Source organism: Streptomyces sp. NPDC085944, from assembly GCF_040686295.1.
GTDB classification, from domain to species: domain Bacteria; phylum Actinomycetota; class Actinomycetes; order Streptomycetales; family Streptomycetaceae; genus Streptomyces; species Streptomyces salinarius.
Window position 1 is genome coordinate 103,213 of the sequence record NZ_JBFBJX010000020.1, and the last position, 14,475, is coordinate 117,687.

13 protein-coding genes, 2 tRNA genes and 1 pseudogene are annotated in these 14,475 nt (G+C 72.6%); 4 read left to right on the forward strand and 12 right to left on the reverse strand.

What is annotated here, in order from left to right:
* Positions 1-206 precede the first annotated feature (206 nt).
* Together AB0P07_RS31130 and AB0P07_RS31135 are read left to right on the forward strand one after the other, a co-directional pair.
* A complete protein-coding gene (locus AB0P07_RS31130) occupies positions 207-599 on the forward strand; it encodes an STAS domain-containing protein (RefSeq protein ID WP_365556417.1) in 393 nt (130 codons plus the stop codon).
* Between the two features lie 93 nt (positions 600-692).
* Positions 693-1,163, forward strand: a complete 471-nt coding sequence (locus AB0P07_RS31135) for a PPOX class F420-dependent oxidoreductase (RefSeq protein WP_365556419.1) — start codon at positions 693-695, stop codon at positions 1,161-1,163.
* Between the two features lie 50 nt (positions 1,164-1,213).
* On the opposite strand, the gene AB0P07_RS31140 is transcribed toward AB0P07_RS31135, so the two are convergent.
* The 8 genes and pseudogenes from AB0P07_RS31140 to AB0P07_RS31175 all read right to left on the reverse strand — a co-directional run bounded on the left by AB0P07_RS31140 (position 1,214) and on the right by AB0P07_RS31175 (position 10,650).
* Positions 1,214-1,972 (reverse strand): TetR/AcrR family transcriptional regulator C-terminal domain-containing protein, encoded by a 759-nt coding sequence (locus tag AB0P07_RS31140; RefSeq protein WP_365556421.1) that lies wholly within the window; start codon positions 1,970-1,972, stop codon positions 1,214-1,216.
* A gap of 20 nt (positions 1,973-1,992) precedes the next feature.
* Positions 1,993-2,463: pseudogene (locus AB0P07_RS31145) on the reverse strand (hypothetical protein); the annotation flags it as partial.
* A 158-nt stretch (positions 2,464-2,621) separates the two neighbouring features.
* Positions 2,622-4,820: a glycosyltransferase family 39 protein gene (locus AB0P07_RS31150; protein WP_365556423.1), complete on the reverse strand. Its 2,199-nt coding sequence runs from the start codon at positions 4,818-4,820 to the stop codon at positions 2,622-2,624.
* A complete protein-coding gene (locus AB0P07_RS31155; protein ID WP_365556424.1) occupies positions 4,817-6,295 on the reverse strand; it encodes a bifunctional glycosyltransferase family 2/GtrA family protein in 1,479 nt (492 codons plus the stop codon). The genes AB0P07_RS31150 and AB0P07_RS31155 overlap by 4 nt, the downstream gene beginning before the upstream one ends.
* 14 nt (positions 6,296-6,309) lie before the next feature.
* Positions 6,310-7,857, reverse strand: a complete 1,548-nt coding sequence (locus AB0P07_RS31160; RefSeq protein WP_365556426.1) for a HAMP domain-containing sensor histidine kinase — start codon at positions 7,855-7,857, stop codon at positions 6,310-6,312.
* A complete protein-coding gene (locus AB0P07_RS31165; protein ID WP_365556428.1) occupies positions 7,854-8,591 on the reverse strand; it encodes a response regulator transcription factor in 738 nt (245 codons plus the stop codon). The genes AB0P07_RS31160 and AB0P07_RS31165 overlap by 4 nt, the downstream gene beginning before the upstream one ends.
* An 80-nt stretch (positions 8,592-8,671) precedes the next feature.
* Entirely contained in the window at positions 8,672-9,565 is an 894-nt protein-coding gene (locus AB0P07_RS31170) for an amidohydrolase family protein (protein ID WP_365556429.1), read from the reverse strand.
* 203 nt (positions 9,566-9,768) lie between these two features.
* A complete protein-coding gene (locus AB0P07_RS31175; RefSeq protein WP_365556431.1) occupies positions 9,769-10,650 on the reverse strand; it encodes a DUF2797 domain-containing protein in 882 nt (293 codons plus the stop codon).
* A 106-nt stretch (positions 10,651-10,756) separates the two neighbouring features.
* Here AB0P07_RS31175 and AB0P07_RS31180 point away from each other — a divergent pair, with 106 nt between their 5' ends.
* Positions 10,757-11,152, forward strand: a complete 396-nt coding sequence (locus AB0P07_RS31180) for a helix-turn-helix domain-containing protein (RefSeq protein WP_365556433.1) — start codon at positions 10,757-10,759, stop codon at positions 11,150-11,152.
* On the opposite strand, the gene AB0P07_RS31185 is transcribed toward AB0P07_RS31180, so the two are convergent.
* Positions 11,142-12,629, reverse strand: a complete 1,488-nt coding sequence (locus tag AB0P07_RS31185) for a penicillin-binding protein 2 (protein ID WP_365556435.1) — start codon at positions 12,627-12,629, stop codon at positions 11,142-11,144. The two genes, AB0P07_RS31180 and AB0P07_RS31185, sit on opposite strands and share 11 nt — an antisense overlap.
* A gap of 242 nt (positions 12,630-12,871) precedes the next feature.
* Between AB0P07_RS31185 and AB0P07_RS31190 the strand changes: the two genes are divergently transcribed.
* Positions 12,872-13,300, forward strand: coding sequence for a DUF6010 family protein (locus tag AB0P07_RS31190; RefSeq protein ID WP_365556436.1), 429 nt, complete (start codon positions 12,872-12,874; stop codon positions 13,298-13,300).
* A 13-nt stretch (positions 13,301-13,313) separates the two neighbouring features.
* Here the strand turns inward: AB0P07_RS31190 and AB0P07_RS31195 are convergent, their stop codons facing one another.
* From AB0P07_RS31195 to AB0P07_RS31205, 3 genes are all read right to left on the reverse strand, one after another.
* Complete coding sequence (locus tag AB0P07_RS31195) at positions 13,314-13,769, reverse strand: hypothetical protein (RefSeq protein WP_365556438.1); 456 nt, start codon at positions 13,767-13,769, stop codon at positions 13,314-13,316.
* 308 nt (positions 13,770-14,077) lie between these two features.
* A tRNA-Arg gene (locus AB0P07_RS31200) sits at positions 14,078-14,150 on the reverse strand.
* 195 nt (positions 14,151-14,345) lie between these two features.
* Positions 14,346-14,436: transfer RNA gene (locus AB0P07_RS31205), tRNA-Ser, on the reverse strand.
* Positions 14,437-14,475 lie beyond the last annotated feature (39 nt).

Here is a 14,475-nt window from a genome sequence, read left to right on the forward strand (position 1 = left end):
CGCAGCACATTCCCGACTGCGAGCACAGGACGAACAGCACTTTAGCTGCTTGGTTGCGTGCCGGTGACGCTCGGTCGACGCAGGGGGCGGGTGGGCGGCCGGGCGGCCTCCCGCGCCTTCCGCGTCGCCGCGCCACGTGGTGGAATGGGGGCGGGTCAGGAAGCGGCCCGGCCGGAAGCCCGACGGACGTCTGTCAGGTGAGTGCTGTGACCTTCCATCCCCAGCCCTGCGAGCCGTGCGATCCACCCGGCTGCGCCGTGCTCGCACTGCCCAGCGAGATCGACTTCTGCAACGCCTCCGGGCTGCTGCCCCTGATCATGACCGCCGTGGAGCAGCGCTCCGACGGCCTGCGCCTGCTCGTCCTGGACCTGTCCGCGACCCGTTTCATGGACTCCCAGGGTGTCCGCCTCCTCGCCGCCGTGCGCCGCGGGCTGCCCGGCCACGCCTCGCTGCGCGTGGTGGCGGCCCCGAAGAGCGTGGCGAGCCGCGTCCTCGAACTCTCCGGGCTGCGCCGCGACGTGCCGGTCCACGACAACCTCGCGGAGGCGCTGCACGCGGCGAGCGGCACGGCGGGCAGCGGGCTGCGGGAGGGCGGGTGACGGGGCGGCGGGGCGGCGGGGGCGCGGATGAGGGACGGCGTGACCGTGGGTGACGGGGCGGCGGGTGACGGTGGTGCGGCCTAGGCTGACGGCATGGCACCGAACATCGCGACGAACACCCGTGTCTCCCTGGACGAGTTGCTGGACTTCGTACGCCCCCGGCACCGGGCGATCCTGCTGACCCGGCGGGCCGACGGCAGCCCGCAGGGGTCGCCGCTGACCTGCGGGGTCGACGACTCCGGCCGGCTCGTCGTCTCGACGTACCCCGAACGGGCCAAGACCCGCAACGCGCGTCGTGACCCGCGGGTCAGTCTCCTCGTGCTCAGCGACGAGTGGAACGGCCCCTGGGTCCAGATCGACGGCACCGCGGAGGTCATCGACTCCCCGGACTCCGTGGAGCCGCTGGTGGAGTACTTCCGCAACATCTCCGGCGAGCACCCCGACTGGGACGAGTACCGGCAGGCCATGGTCGAGCAGGGCAAGTCCATCATCCGGGTCCGGCCGGAGAAGTGGGGGCCGGTGGCGACGGGCGGCTTCCCGGCGCGGCTGGCGGCGGACGACTGAGGGCGAGCCGGCCAAGGGGCGTGCGGCGGGGACGTGCGGGCGGCTCCGGGTCAGTCCCGGCCGACCATCGCGTCGATGCCCGCGACGAGCAGGTCGAGGGCGAACTCGAAGTCCCGGTCCAGCATCTCCGCGACGGTGTCGCCGCCCCGGGCCGCCATGATGTCCTGGGCGTCCTCGATGGTGCCCGCGCTGTCCGGCACCTCGGTCACCGCGCGCATGGAGTCCTGGAAGTACTCGTCCGGGCTCAGCCCCGTGTCCGCCACCCGGGCGAGGAAGCGGCTCTCGATGGTGCCGTAGCCGTAGACGAACTGGAAGACGGCGGAGATGGCGCCGGTCAGACGGTGGGCGGGCAGCCCGCTGCGGCGCACGACCGTCTGCACCGACCGGGAGAAGGCCAGCGAGTGCGGCCCGATGTTGAGGTAGGTGCCGACCAGCCGGGACAGCCAGGGGTGGCGCACCAGCAGCGCCCGGTTCTCCCGGGCCAGGGCGCGCAGTTCCTCGCGCCAGTCGAGGCCGGCGTCGGGGTCGGGGTGGCGCAGCTCCCCGAAGACGGCGTCCAGGGCGAGTTCGAGCAGCTCGTCCTTGGTGTCCACGTACCAGTAGACGGACATCGCGGTGACGTTCAGCTCGGCGGCCAGGCGGCGCATGGAGAACCCCGTCAGGCCCTCGGCGTCCAGCAGCCGGACGGTGACCTGGGTGATCCGGTCCCGGTCGAGCCCGGAGGGCTGCCCTCCGCGGCGCCCACCGCGCCGGCCCTCCCCGTTCAGCCACACACTGGACCGGGGCCCCTGCCGCCCTGCCTTCGCCATGCGCACCACTCCTCGACTCATCAAACGCCCGGTCGGCGAAGCGCCCCATGAGGGGCGCGGGACCGCATCATTGTGCGGCTCCGCCGCGGGGGCGCGAGCAACCACGGACAACCCGCAACCGCGTCGCAAGCAGCCCACCCGAGCCCTCGGGCGCTCACAACCCCCGAGTCTGCCCGTTCCGCCCTCCGCAACAACACCGCCGCCACGACGCCGCCCGGCAACACCGCCACCGCCCCCACCAACTGACTGCTCTCCACTCCGGTGGAGAACGCGTCCAGGACCCGACCGCGCTCCCCCTCCCCCTCCGCCGAAGCCGGCGCGGCGGGCAGCGACGTCGCCGCGACCGGCGCCGGCGCCGCGAACCGGGAGTTCAGCACCGCCCCGAGGACGGCCACGCCCAGCCCGTTGCCGGACTCCGCCAGCGTGCCGTTGACGCCCGCGCCGAGCCCCGCCCTGGCCGGTGGAATCGCGCTCATCAGCGCGTGGGCCATGGTGCTGCGCTGCGGGTGGCCCCCGGGACGGGGGCGCGGTCTCCCGTGCCCCCGGGGGATTCCTGCGGGGACGTCGTCGTGTTGTACGGCGCATAGGGGTCCTATGCGCCGTACAACACATGCTCGGCCGAGTAGTCTCCCGGCCGAGCGCCGGGCGGTCAGTCCGTCGGCGAGGTGAGGTCGTAGAAGGTGGCCGAGCCGACCGTGACCTCCTTGAAGGTGGCCTCGACCCACGACGTGATCTGCGACGCGGCGCCGGAGTCGCCGCCCATGCCGCCACCCGTCCCGCCGCCGGCGATGAAGTAGTGGATCCTGCCGTCCGCCACGTACTTCTTGAACTGCGCCAGGGTCGGCGACGGGTCCGTGCCGTTGAAGCCGCCGATCGCCATCACCGGCTCGCCGGTACCGAGCTGGTAGCTCGCGGCGTTCTGGGAGCCGACCGCCGCGGCGACCCACGTGTAGGAGTCGGCGTCGGCCTCCAGCAGCTGCTTCGCCTCGGAGCCGACTTCGGCGCCGTTGAGCAGGCCGCCCATGCCGCCGCCACCCGCGCCGCCCGTCCGGCCGCCTTCGCCGGTCGGGCCGTTCTGGTTGCTCCGGCCGTTCGGCATCTGACCGTTCGGTGCCTGGCCGTTCGGCGTCTGGCCGTTCTGGTTGTTCCCTCCGGTGCCCGGAGCGGTGCCGCCACCGGGGAAACCGCCGGCCCCCGGACCGCCCTGGTTCTGCCCCTGACCCGGCGCGTTCCCGCCGCCCGGGAAGCCGCCGGCTCCGGGCCCGCCCCCGAGGCCGCCGCCCCGCATGCTCGCGCCGGACGGGCCGGCCGTGACGATGGAGCCGCTGTGCCCCTCCCGCAGGGTGCTCAGCGTGTACGCGGTGGGCGCGGCCAGCGACGCCACGAGGCCGAGGCCCGCCGCCGCGAGCGCCGTCCGCCGCCCCAGCCGGCCGGCGAAGACCAGCCCGAGCGCGGCGACCAGGCCGCCGACCAGGACCGGCATCCGCAGCCAGGGCAGGTACTCCGGTGTGCGGTCGAGCAGGACGTACCCCCAGGCCGCGCTCGCCGTGACGGCGGCGGCGAGGGCGAGCGACGCCCAGATCCGTTCCCGCCGCTCCCACAGCGTCGCCGCGCCCATGCCGACGACCGCGGCCAGGTACGGCGCGAGGGCCACCGTGTAGTACTGGTGGAAGATGCCGGCCATGTAGCTGAAGACGGCAGCGGTCATCAGCAACGAGCCGCCCCAGACCAGGAAGGACGCGCGTACGGCGTCCGTGCGGGCGGCGCGGCGCGTGGCGAGAAGGCCCGCCGCCAGCAGGATCAGGGCGGCCGGGAGGAGCCAGGAGATCTGGCCGCCGATCTCGGAGTTGAACATCCGGTCCCAGCCGGTCTCGCCCCACTGCCCGCCGCCACCGCCGCCGGGACCACCGCCGCCGCCGACGCTGCCGGTCTCCTCGCCGTTGAGCCGGCCCAGGCCGTTGTAGCCGAAGGTCAGCTCCAGGAAGCTGTTGTTCTGCGAACCGCCGACGTACGGCCGGGACGAGGCCGGCCACAGCTCGACGACCGCGACCCACCATCCGCCCGAGACGACGATCGCGGCGGTCGCCAGGGCGAGTTGGCCGAGGCGCTTCCTCAGCCGCACCGGTGCGCAGACGCCGTACACGAGGGCGAGCGCGGGCAGGATCAGGAAGGCCTGGAGCGTCTTCGCCAGGAACGCGAAGCCGATCGCGACGCCCGCCCACACCAGCCACTTGGTCCGGCCGTCCTCCAGCGCCCGCACGACGAGGTAGCAGGCGAGGGACATCAGCAGGGCGAGCAGCGCGTCCGGGTTGTTGAAGCGGAACATCAGCGCGGCGACGGGCGTGAGCGCGAGCACGGCGCCCGCGATCAGCCCGGCCGCGGGGCCGAACCGGCGGCGCACGGCCGCGTACACGACGGCGACCGTGCCCACCCCCATCAGCACCTCGGGGACGAGGATCGACCAGGATGAGAGGCCGAAGATCCGTACCGCCAGCGCCATCGGCCACAGCGCGGCCGGGGGCTTGTCGACGGTGATGGCGTTGCCCGCGTCGAGCGAGCCGAAGAAGAACGCCTTCCAGGACTGGCTGCCCGCCTGCACGGCCGCCGAGTAGAAGGAGTTGGCCCAGCCGGACGCGTCGAGGTCGTACAGGTAGAGCAGGGCGGTGGCCGTCAGGAGGGCGAGGAAGGCGGGCCGCACCCAGCGCGGGTCCTCGGGGCGGCCGCGCCACAGCCGGCCGAAGCGGGAACGCCGGGGCCGGTGGTGGCCGGGCGGCGCGGGCGCCGCGGGCGGGGGTCCCCCGTCGTCCTCGGCGGGGGTGTGCACGGCCGGGTCGTAGTGCGTCGTCATCGGGCGTCCCTGGAGTGGTCGGTGTCGGCGTGGCGCACCGGCTGGAGCCGCACGGTGGCGTCGCTCCAGGCCCGGCACGGATCCGGAAGATGAGGTTCCGGTCGGTGGGCCTCCGGAAGCTGGGATTCAGGCAGGCGTGACTCCGGCAGGCGTGACTCCTGCGGGCCTGGCTCCGGCAGGCGTGACTCCCGCGGGGCCTGCTCCGGCAGGCGTGACGCCCGCGCCGGGGCCGTGGGCTCCGCGTCCGGGAAGACCCAGGCGCGGAACAGCAGGAAGCGCAGCACGGTGGCCGCGAGGTTGGCGGCGATCAGTACCGCCAGCTCGGTGGAGTGGTCCGGGTCGGCGCTCGCCGCGCCCAGGGCGGCCAGCGAGCCGCTGGTCAGCGCCAGGCCGATGCCGAAGACGACCAGCCCCTGCGCCTGGTGCCGCACGGCGCCTCCCCGGCCCCGTACCCCGAAGGTCAGCCGCCGGTTGGCGGCCGTGTTGGCGACCGCCGAAACCAGCAGGGCGAGCGCGTTGGCCAGCTGGGAGCCGGTGAAGTGCCGGAAGCCGCTGTAGAGGAGGAGGTAGAAGAGCGTGGACAGGGCGCCGACGACGCAGAAGCCGACGAGCTGCCGGGCCAGCCCCTGCGGTACGCCGCTCAGGTCGCGGTCGCGCGGGTCGTCGCCGAAGGGGCGGCCCAGCCGGTCCAGCGGCAGCGAACCGGTGGCCAGGGCCTTGCCGACCCGCCACACGCCCTTGAGGTCCTCGGTCGCCGTGCGCACGATGTGCACGGTGGAGTCCGGGTCGTCGACCCAGTCGACCGGCACCTCGTGGATGCGGCACCCGGCGCGCTCGGCGAGCACCAGCATCTCGGTGTCGAAGAACCAGCCGGTGTCCTCCACCAGCGGCAGCAGCACCTGGGCCACGTCCCGGCGGATCGCCTTGAAACCGCACTGGGCGTCGGAGAAGCGGGCCTGGAGGGAGCCGCGCAGGATGAGGTTGTAGGTGCGGGAGACGAACTCCCGCTTGGCGCCGCGCACCACCCGGGCGCTGCGGGCGAGCCGGGAGCCGATCGCGAGGTCCGAGTGACCGGAGATCAGCGGGGCCACCAGCGGCAGCAGCGCGTTCAGGTCGGTGGAGAGGTCGACGTCCATGTAGGCCAGGACCGGGGCGTCCGATGCCGACCAGACGGTCCGCAGCGCCCGGCCGCGCCCCTTCTGCTCCAGCCGGACGGACCTGACCGTGCCGAGGTCCGCCGCCAGACCGGCCGCTACCCGCGGGGTGCCGTCCGTGGAGGCGTTGTCGGCGACCGTGATGCGGAAGGCATAGGGGAACGTCCGGGTGAGGTGCTCGTGCAGTCTGCGGACGCACGGCCCGAGGTCCTTCTCCTCGTTGTAGACGGGGACCACTACGTCCAGGACAGGCGTACCGGCTCCTGCGGCCGGGAGGTGCTCCCGCGCCGGCAGGGAGCCGGGAGAAGAGTCGGTTCGCATGGGACCGACACTTCTCAACTCCCCTGTCGTACCCGTGTGGTGAGACTGTGCTGTGCCTGTGAGCGCGCGGGCGCGTCCGGCCGGTCCCCAACGGCGGGCAGGTAGACGGTGAAGACCGTCCGCCCCGGCGCGCTGTCGACCGTCACACAGCCGCCGTGCGCGGCCGTCACGGCCTGCACGATGGCGAGCCCGAGGCCGGACGAACCGGTCGCGCGGGAGCGCGCGGAGTCGCCGCGGGCGAACCGCTCGAAGACGTGCGGCAGCAACGCGGCGGGGATGCCCGGCCCGTCGTCCTCCACGTCCACGCACAGCCACTCCCCGGCGCCCCGCACACGCGCGGTGACGGTCGTCCCCGGCGGGGTGTGGTTGCGGGCGTTGCCCAGCAGGTTGACCAGCACCTGCTGGAGCCGGGCCGGGTCCGCCGACACCAGGGCGGGTTCGTCGGGCAGGTCGAGCCGCCAGGTGTGGCCGAGACCGGCCGCGCGGGCGTCGCTGACGGTGTCCACGACGAGCGGTACGAGATCGGTCCGGCCGAACTCCAGCGGGCGTCCGGCGTCCAGGCGGGCGAGCAGCAGCAGGTCCTCGACCAGCAGGGTCATGCGGCCGGCCTCGGACTCGATGCGGCCCAGCGCGTGCCGGGTGTCGGGGCCGACCTGCTCGCGCCCCCGGCGGGTGAGTTCGGCGTAGCCGCGGATGGAGGCGAGGGGGGTGCGCAGTTCGTGGCTGGCGTCGGCGACGAACTGCCGTACCCGCGTCTCGCTCTGCTGGCGGGCGTGCAGGGCTCCGTGGACGTGGTCCAGCATGCGGTTGAGCGCGGAGCCGACCCGGCCCACCTCGGTGTGCGGGTCGCACTCGGACTCCGGCACCCGTTCGTCCAGGTTCACCTCGCCCGCGTCCAGGGGCAGTTCGGAGACCCGGCCGGCGGTTGCGGCGACCCGGCGCAGGGGGCGGGTGGCGACGCCGACGATGACGGCCCCGGCGAGGGAGGCGGCGACGAGACCGGCGGCGGTGACGCTGGCCTCCACGAGGATCAGGGTGCTGATGGTCTCGGTGACGTCGTCGGTCGGCACGGCGGCGTAGTAGGCGTCCCGGTACTCCACCCGGTAGTCACCGAGGCCGGTGATGCCGACGGTGTGCGTCCTGCCGTCCCGTGGCACGCCCGCCAGCTCGGCCCGCTGGGCCTCGGTGAGGGAGACGGCCGTCATCCCGCTGAAGTCGGTGCTGTCGTCGTCCTTCCGGCCGAACGCGGCATCGACGACGGCGCCGTCGCGCACCTCGGCGACGACCGTGCCCTGCGGCTGGGGTCCGCGGGTGACGAACTCGTCGAGGTCCAGACGATGCGGGCCGTTGCCGCCGGGCTCGGGGTCACCGGGCGGCTTGAACCCGGACACCCGCATGGCGACCTCGCGCACCTGCCCGTCCAGCTGCTCGTACAGGTGCGAGCGCAGCGCGAGGGTCGTCACCGTGCCGATCACCGCGCACACCACCGCGATCAGCGCCACGGACGCGACGACGAGCCGGGTCCGCAGGGTCCGCGGCCGCGGTCGTCGCCGCCGGGTCATGCCGCGGGTTTGATCAGGTAACCGGCACCGCGCCGGGTGTGGATCATCGGCTCGCGCCCCGCGTCGATCTTCCGGCGCAGGTAGGAGATGTACAGCTCGACGACGTTGGCCTGCCCGCCGAAGTCGTACGACCACACGCGGTCCAGGATCTGCGCCTTGCTCAGCACCCGCCGCGGGTTGCGCATCAGGAAGCGCAGCAGCTCGAACTCGGTGGCGGTGAGGTGGATGCCGGCGCCGCCCCGGGTGACCTCGTGGCTGTCCTCGTCGAGGGTGAGGTCACCGACGACGAGGACGGAGTCGGAACGCCGGTCGGCGGCGCCGGAGCGGCGGATCAGTCCGCGCAGCCGGGCGACGACCTCCTCCAGGCTGAACGGCTTGGTGACGTAGTCGTCCCCGCCCGCGGTCAGCCCGGCGACACGGTCCTCCACGGCGTCCTTGGCGGTCAGGAACAGCACCGGCACGTCCGGCAGGTCGCGGCGCAGCCGCCCCAGCACGCTCAGGCCGTCCATGTCGGGCAGCATCATGTCCAGGACGACGGCGTCGGGCCGGAAGTCGCGCGCGGCCCGTACGGCGCCGTGGCCGTCGCCCGCACTGCGGATCTGCCAGCCCTCGTAACGCAGGGCCATGGACAGCAGTTCCGTGATGGACTGCTCGTCGTCCACTACAAGCACCCGGACGGGGCTCCCGTCCGGCCTCAGCAGTTCGGTGCGCCCCTGGGGCGAGGTCGTGGTCATGGCGGACAGCCTGTCGGGGCGCTCTGAGAGGGTCCTTTCCCGAACCTGTGATTTCTCTGAGAAACCCGCGGGGCCCCCTCTCAGCCGACGCCGGGCAGTCCGAACAGCCGGGCCGCGTTGTCGTGGCACACGCCGCGCAGCCACGCGTCCCCCAGTCCCAGCCGCTCCAGGGCGTGCAGCTGGTGCAGATAGGGATACGGGATGTTGGGGAAGTCGGTGCCGAGCAGGACGCGGTCGCCGAGATCCGCCAGCCGGGGCAGCGCGCGGTGCGGGAAGGGCGCGAGCCGCTCGCTGAAGTCGGTGAACGCCATGGTCGTGTCCAGCCGCACCTGGCCGTACCGCTCGGCGAGGTCCAGGAAGTCCTCGTACTCGGGCATGCCCATGTGGGCGACGACCAGCCGCAGCCGGGGGTGGCGCGCCAGGACCCGCGCGATCGGCTCGGGGCCGGTGTGCTTGCCGGGCGCCGGGCCGGAACCGCAGTGGACGACGACCGGCACCCCCGCCTCGGCGAGCACGCCCCACGCCGGGTCGAGCAGCGCGTCGGCCGGGTCGTACGCCCCCACCTGCACGTGCGCCTTGAAGACCCGCGCGCCCGCCTCGACGGCCCGGCGGACGTACGCCTCGACGCCCGGCTCGGGGAAGAGGGTGGAGGTGTGCAGGCAGTCGGGGGTGCGGCGGGCGAAGTCCACCGCCCAGTCGTTGAGCCACCGGGCCATGCCGGGCTTGTGCGGATAGAGCATCGCGGTGAAGGCCCGCACCCCGAACGCGCGCAGCAGCCCGGCGCGTTCGTCCTCCTCCTGCCGGTAGGTGATCGGCCACTCGACGCCACCGGTCAGGGGCCCGAGGGCGTCGAAGTAGGCCCAGACCTTGCGCAGCACGCGCTCGGGCATGAAGTGCGTGTGCACGTCGATCAGCCCGGGCAGCCCGAGCTCCTCCCAGAACCGGCGGACCCGCCCGACTTCGTGATCACTCATGGGGCCACGATCGCGCCCCGGGCTCCGGGGGAACAAGGGGGTGATAAGGGTGACAGGGACGACGGGGACGACGGGGACGACGGGGACGACGGGGACGACGGGGACGACGGGGACGACGGGGACGACGGGGACGACGGGGACGACGGGGACGACGGGGGCGACGGGAGTGACGGGGCCAAGGGCCGTCGGCTCGGAACGCGAGCTCAGAACAGGCCGTCCTGCACCCCCGCCGCCCCCTTGAGCTCCCGCAGCGGCACCGCGCAGGGCTCGCCCCCGGCGGCCACCAGCTCCCACCCCGGCATCAGCCTGGTGTCGAGGACGACGACCCCGCGCTCCGTCGCCAGATGCAGATCCGGCCCGGCGGCCGCCACCAGCTCGCCCCCGATCGCGCCGCCCGCCACCAGCTCGGTCACCTCCGCCACGGCGGCCGGCCCGCGCTCCGCCCCCTCGATCCCGAAGACCGCCGCGTGGTCGACGGCCCGGAACGGCTCCGGCGTCAGCGCCTCCGGCCACCCGCCCAGCGCGACCGCCCGTGCGTGCAACCCGGCGATCTCGGCCGCCCGTTCCTCCTCCGAGGCGGGCAGCGCGGCCCGCACCGCGCGCTTGTGGGCGTACGGGACGCGGTCGGGCACGCCCAGCGCGGCCCGCAGCAGCTCCTCGGTCCGGCGCGCGGCCATCAGCGGCCCGGAGCCCAGCCAGCCGAAGCACACCGCCCCCTGCTCGAGCAGCCGGGCCGAACCCCGTTCGTACGCGGTGATCCCCACCTTGACCAGGCCCGGCCCGAACCACGCCAGATAGACGCGGTACGGTCGCGGATCGTCCGCGACGGTGTCGGCGGCCACGGAGTGGGCCCGGTCGAGGCGCGCGCACTCCTCGCACCGCGCCCCCGTGCTCCGACCCGGCACACCCGCCCGCACCGGACACGCGTGCCCCCGCGCCCCCACGCAGGTCCGCACACCCCCCTCGGCGACCGCGAAGGCCACCCGCCTCCCCCGGACCAGCGCACTGCGCCGGCCCCCGACCCACGACAGCACGGGGCCGTCCGCCGCCCACCGCAGCCCCGCGCACTTCCATGCCTGTGCCATCCCCACCGACAGTAGAGGGCCCCACTGACAACGACACGGGGGCCGGGGACGACGTCGGGCGGACACTCACCCGTGGTGAGCGCCCGCCCGGACGTACCGTACGGTCATGGCAGATAGTGAACCGATGTGCCCCGAGCGCCTGCTCATGGAGCACGTCACCAGCCGCTGGGGCACCCTGGCCCTGATCGCCCTGCTGGACCGTCCGCACCGCTTCAGCGAACTGCGGCGCGAAATCGGGCAGGTCAGCGAGAAGATGCTGGCCCAGACCCTGCGGACCCTGGAGCGCGACGGCCTGGTCCACCGGGACGCCAAGCCGGTGATCCCGCCCCGCGTGGACTACTCCCTCACCGACCTCGGCCGCGAGGCCGCCGAACAGGTCCGGGACCTCGCGCGCTGGACGGAACGGCGGCTGACGGCGGTCGAGCGGGCCCGGGAGACCTACGACGCGACGAGAACCCGACCCGCCGCCGTCCGCACCGGCGTCCCCGGCGTCACTGCTTGAGCACGGCCTCCATCACGCGCTTGGCGATGGGCGCGCCGAGCCCGCCGCCGGAGATGTCCTCGCGGGAGATGTCCATGTCGGTCGGGTCGATGAACACGGCCACGGCGACGGAGGACCCGTCGTCCTTCTTGCCGTAGGACACGAACCAGCCGTACGGCACCTTCTCGTTGACGTCGACGCCGCGCTGGGCGGTACCGGTCTTGCCGCCGACCGTGATGCCCTCGATCTGGGCGCGGCGGGCGCTGCCCTCCTTGGCGGTGAACTCCATCATCTCCTGGACCTTCTGCGCGGTCTCGGCGGAGACGGCCTCGCTCATCGTCGCGGGCTCGGTCTTCTCCAGGGTGTCCAGGTCCGGGCCCTTGACCTCGTCGACGATGTAGGGCTGCATCACTTTGCCGTCGTTGGCGATCCCGGCGGTGACCATGGCCATCTGCATCGGCGTACTGGTCAGGCTGCCCTGGCCCATGCCGGTGAGGGCGGTGCCGGGCTTGTCGAGGTCCTCGGGGTAGAGGCTCTTGGTGGCGAGCAGGTCGCCGAAGTCGTCGGAGTAGACGTCCTCGTTGAAGCCGAACTTCTCGGCCGTCTCGCGCATCTTGTCCTGCCCCAGCTTGGAGGCGGCGTCGAGGAAGACGTTGTTGCAGGAGTACTGCATGGCGGTCTTCATCGATGCCTTGTTGCAGACCGCGTCACCGGCCTCGCTGCCGATCTTGTTGGTGGACTGCGGCAGCGGGTACGGGGAGACGGCGTCCGTGCGGGCGTCGACGTCGGTGACGATGTTGTGCTCGAGCGCGGCGGCCGCGGTGAGGATCTTGAACGTGGAGCCCGGCGGGTAGGTCTCCCGCAGCGCGCGGTTGGCCAGCGGCTTGTTCTTCTTCTTGTCGAGGGCGACGAAGCGGTCGGACTCCTTGAAGGTGTTGCCCGCGAACACGGACGGGTCGTAGGAGGGCGCCGAGACCAGCGCCAGCACCTTCCCCGTCCGCGGGTCGAGCGCGACCACGGCCCCCCGGGCGCCCTTCAGGTCGGTCAGCCCGTCCCAGGCGGCCTTCTGCGCCTTCGGGTCGATGGTGGTGACCACCGAGCCGGGCCGCCGCCCCTCGCCGCTGACCACGTCGGCGAACCGCTGGAAGGCCAGCCGGTCGTCCTTGCCGGTGAGGATGGAGTCGTAGGTCTTCTCCAGCAGCGTCATGCCCTGGGCCTGCGAGGCGTACCCGGTCACCGGCGCGTACATCGGCCCGTCGGCGTAGGTGCGCTTGTACTTGAGGTCGGTGCTCTCGGTCTCCTTGGAGCCGGTGACGGCCCGTCCGCCGACGACGATGTCACCGCGCGGCGTGGCGAACTGCTCGATCTGCACCCGACGGTTCTTGGTGTCGGAGGCCAGTTCCGGGGCACGGACGTACTGCAGCCAGTTCGCGCGGATCAGCAGGCCGAGCACCAGCAGCCCGCAGAAGATGGCCACGGCCCTCAGCGGCTTGTTCACCGTCGGCCTCCGTCGAGGCTCGGCCGGTCGGATGTCGTCCGGTCGGATATGAAGACTGATCCTCTCAACATGGGCACACCCTAGACACAGTTGCGGACCGTACTCACGTCCGGTCGGCCGCCGCACCGGCCGTGTCGCCCGACTCCAGGGGCACTTGACCGCCGAGGCCCTCGGCGACAATCCGTCGGAACCTGTCACTCACGCCACTGGGACACCCCCCGTGTCCTGCATAGCGTGCCCGCATGAACCTCGCCGGCCTCCTCCCCCACGTCCTGCCGATCGGCATCGGCCTCCTCGTCGTCCTGCTGCTGTCCCTCGTCCCGGACCCGCACCGCCGCCCCCTGAACGCCCTCGGGATCGCCGGGGCCGGGGGCGTCTACTTCTCGGGCGGCGGGCTCGGCGCCTGGGAGCTCCCGTTCGGCGCGCTCATGCTGTACGTCGCCCACCGGGGCCTCACGTCCTGGACGTACATCGGCATCGGCTGGCTGCTGCACACCGCGTGGGACGTCGTGCACCACCTGAAGGGCGACCCGATCCTCCCCTTCGCCCACGACTCGTCCCTCGGCTGCGCGATCTGCGACCCGGTCATCGCCCTGTGGTGCCTGCGCGGCGGCCCGCACCTGCGGGAACTCGTCCCCGCCTCCGCGTCCAGGGCGAAGGCACAGAGCTGAGGCCCGGGCAGGCCTACGGCTTGTCGCGCCACTGTGAGAACTTCAGACCGGGTCCAAGCCTGACCGAGGTGATGTCCTCGACGCGCCGGTCCGGTGTGACCTCGCTGGTCGAGTTCTCCACCGGCCCTTCGGCCAGACCCCCCTGGCGGAAGGGGACCCGGTCGACGACCTCACCCTCGTCGTCGAGAAAGTCCACAGTGCCCGTAACGGTGTTGTAGTGCTGCTCTCGCAGGATGCCGTCCACCGTCATCCGTACCGCCTTCCCCTTCCCCGAGGGGCGGGACAGGCGAAGATGCTCGCGCGCCGTCCGAGCCACCGCGGGGGACGTGGCTTCCGTGCCGGCCGGGAAGACCTTGTTGTCACGGTTGTCACGCTTGTCGTCCGAGGCGTAGAGGAACAGACCGAGCAGTGCGGCGGACAAGGCCGCCGCCACGGCGACCCAGGACAGAAGGAGCGATCGGCGGGACATCCGGGCATCCTCGCACGTCGCCTCCGTGCGCCACTCCCACACTCCCACGACTGCCGCGCTTGCACTGAGATTCTCTCAGCAATGGCTCCGGCCCACACCGCTGTCACGGCCGGGGCAGCGGGCAGGTCCATACCGGCCACCATGCTCGCCTCTGCGAGGCTGGCGCATGAGGACGGCTACTCAGCTCCGCATCGGGCACGACTCACCCGAGCCCAGCCGGTTTCCCATGAGGCGGTTGCCGTCAAACACTGTCGTCAAGGCAAAGACAGAGGCCCTGTGGATGATTCCACAGGGCCTCTGGTTTGCTGTGCACTCGGCAGGATTCGAACCTGCAACCTTCTGATCCGTAGTCAGATGCTCTATCCGTTAAGCTACGAGTGCTTGTCTTTTTCAGTTTTATCGCTGCGCTCCCGGCCCTTCCGGCCCGCTCGCGGCGACAGGAAGAACATTACATGACTGCCGCCGTCATGTGAAATCCATTGGCCGCACCCCTTGCGACCTGCGCAAACGCCGGACTGAGGCCCGCCGGACAACACGGAAGCCCCGGCCGTGCGGGCCGGGGCTTCGGTGATCGTGCGGAGGCGGAGGGATTTGAACCCTCGATGGGGTGTAAGCCCCAAACCGCATTAGCAGTGCGGCGCCATAGACCGGACTAGGCGACGCCTCCAGACAACATCACCATCTCGCGTGCGAGCGCGAGTGGCGC

Bases quoted from the DNA above. Each gene is read 5' to 3' on its own strand.
- AB0P07_RS31135 (WP_365556419.1), top strand. From the start codon at position 693: ATGGCACCGAACATCGCGACGAACACCCGTGTCTCCCTGGACGAGTTG.
- AB0P07_RS31140 (WP_365556421.1), bottom strand. From the start codon at position 1,972: ATGGCGAAGGCAGGGCGGCAGGGGCCCCGGTCCAGTGTGTGGCTGAAC.
- AB0P07_RS31150 (WP_365556423.1), bottom strand. From the start codon at position 4,820: ATGACGACGCACTACGACCCGGCCGTGCACACCCCCGCCGAGGACGAC.
- AB0P07_RS31155 (WP_365556424.1), bottom strand. From the start codon at position 6,295: ATGCGAACCGACTCTTCTCCCGGCTCCCTGCCGGCGCGGGAGCACCTC.
- AB0P07_RS31160 (WP_365556426.1), bottom strand. From the start codon at position 7,857: ATGACCCGGCGGCGACGACCGCGGCCGCGGACCCTGCGGACCCGGCTC.
- AB0P07_RS31165 (WP_365556428.1), bottom strand. From the start codon at position 8,591: ATGACCACGACCTCGCCCCAGGGGCGCACCGAACTGCTGAGGCCGGAC.
- AB0P07_RS31170 (WP_365556429.1), bottom strand. From the start codon at position 9,565: ATGAGTGATCACGAAGTCGGGCGGGTCCGCCGGTTCTGGGAGGAGCTC.
- AB0P07_RS31175 (WP_365556431.1), bottom strand. From the start codon at position 10,650: ATGGCACAGGCATGGAAGTGCGCGGGGCTGCGGTGGGCGGCGGACGGC.
- AB0P07_RS31180 (WP_365556433.1), top strand. From the start codon at position 10,757: ATGGCAGATAGTGAACCGATGTGCCCCGAGCGCCTGCTCATGGAGCAC.
- AB0P07_RS31190 (WP_365556436.1), top strand. From the start codon at position 12,872: ATGAACCTCGCCGGCCTCCTCCCCCACGTCCTGCCGATCGGCATCGGC.
- AB0P07_RS31195 (WP_365556438.1), bottom strand. From the start codon at position 13,769: ATGTCCCGCCGATCGCTCCTTCTGTCCTGGGTCGCCGTGGCGGCGGCC.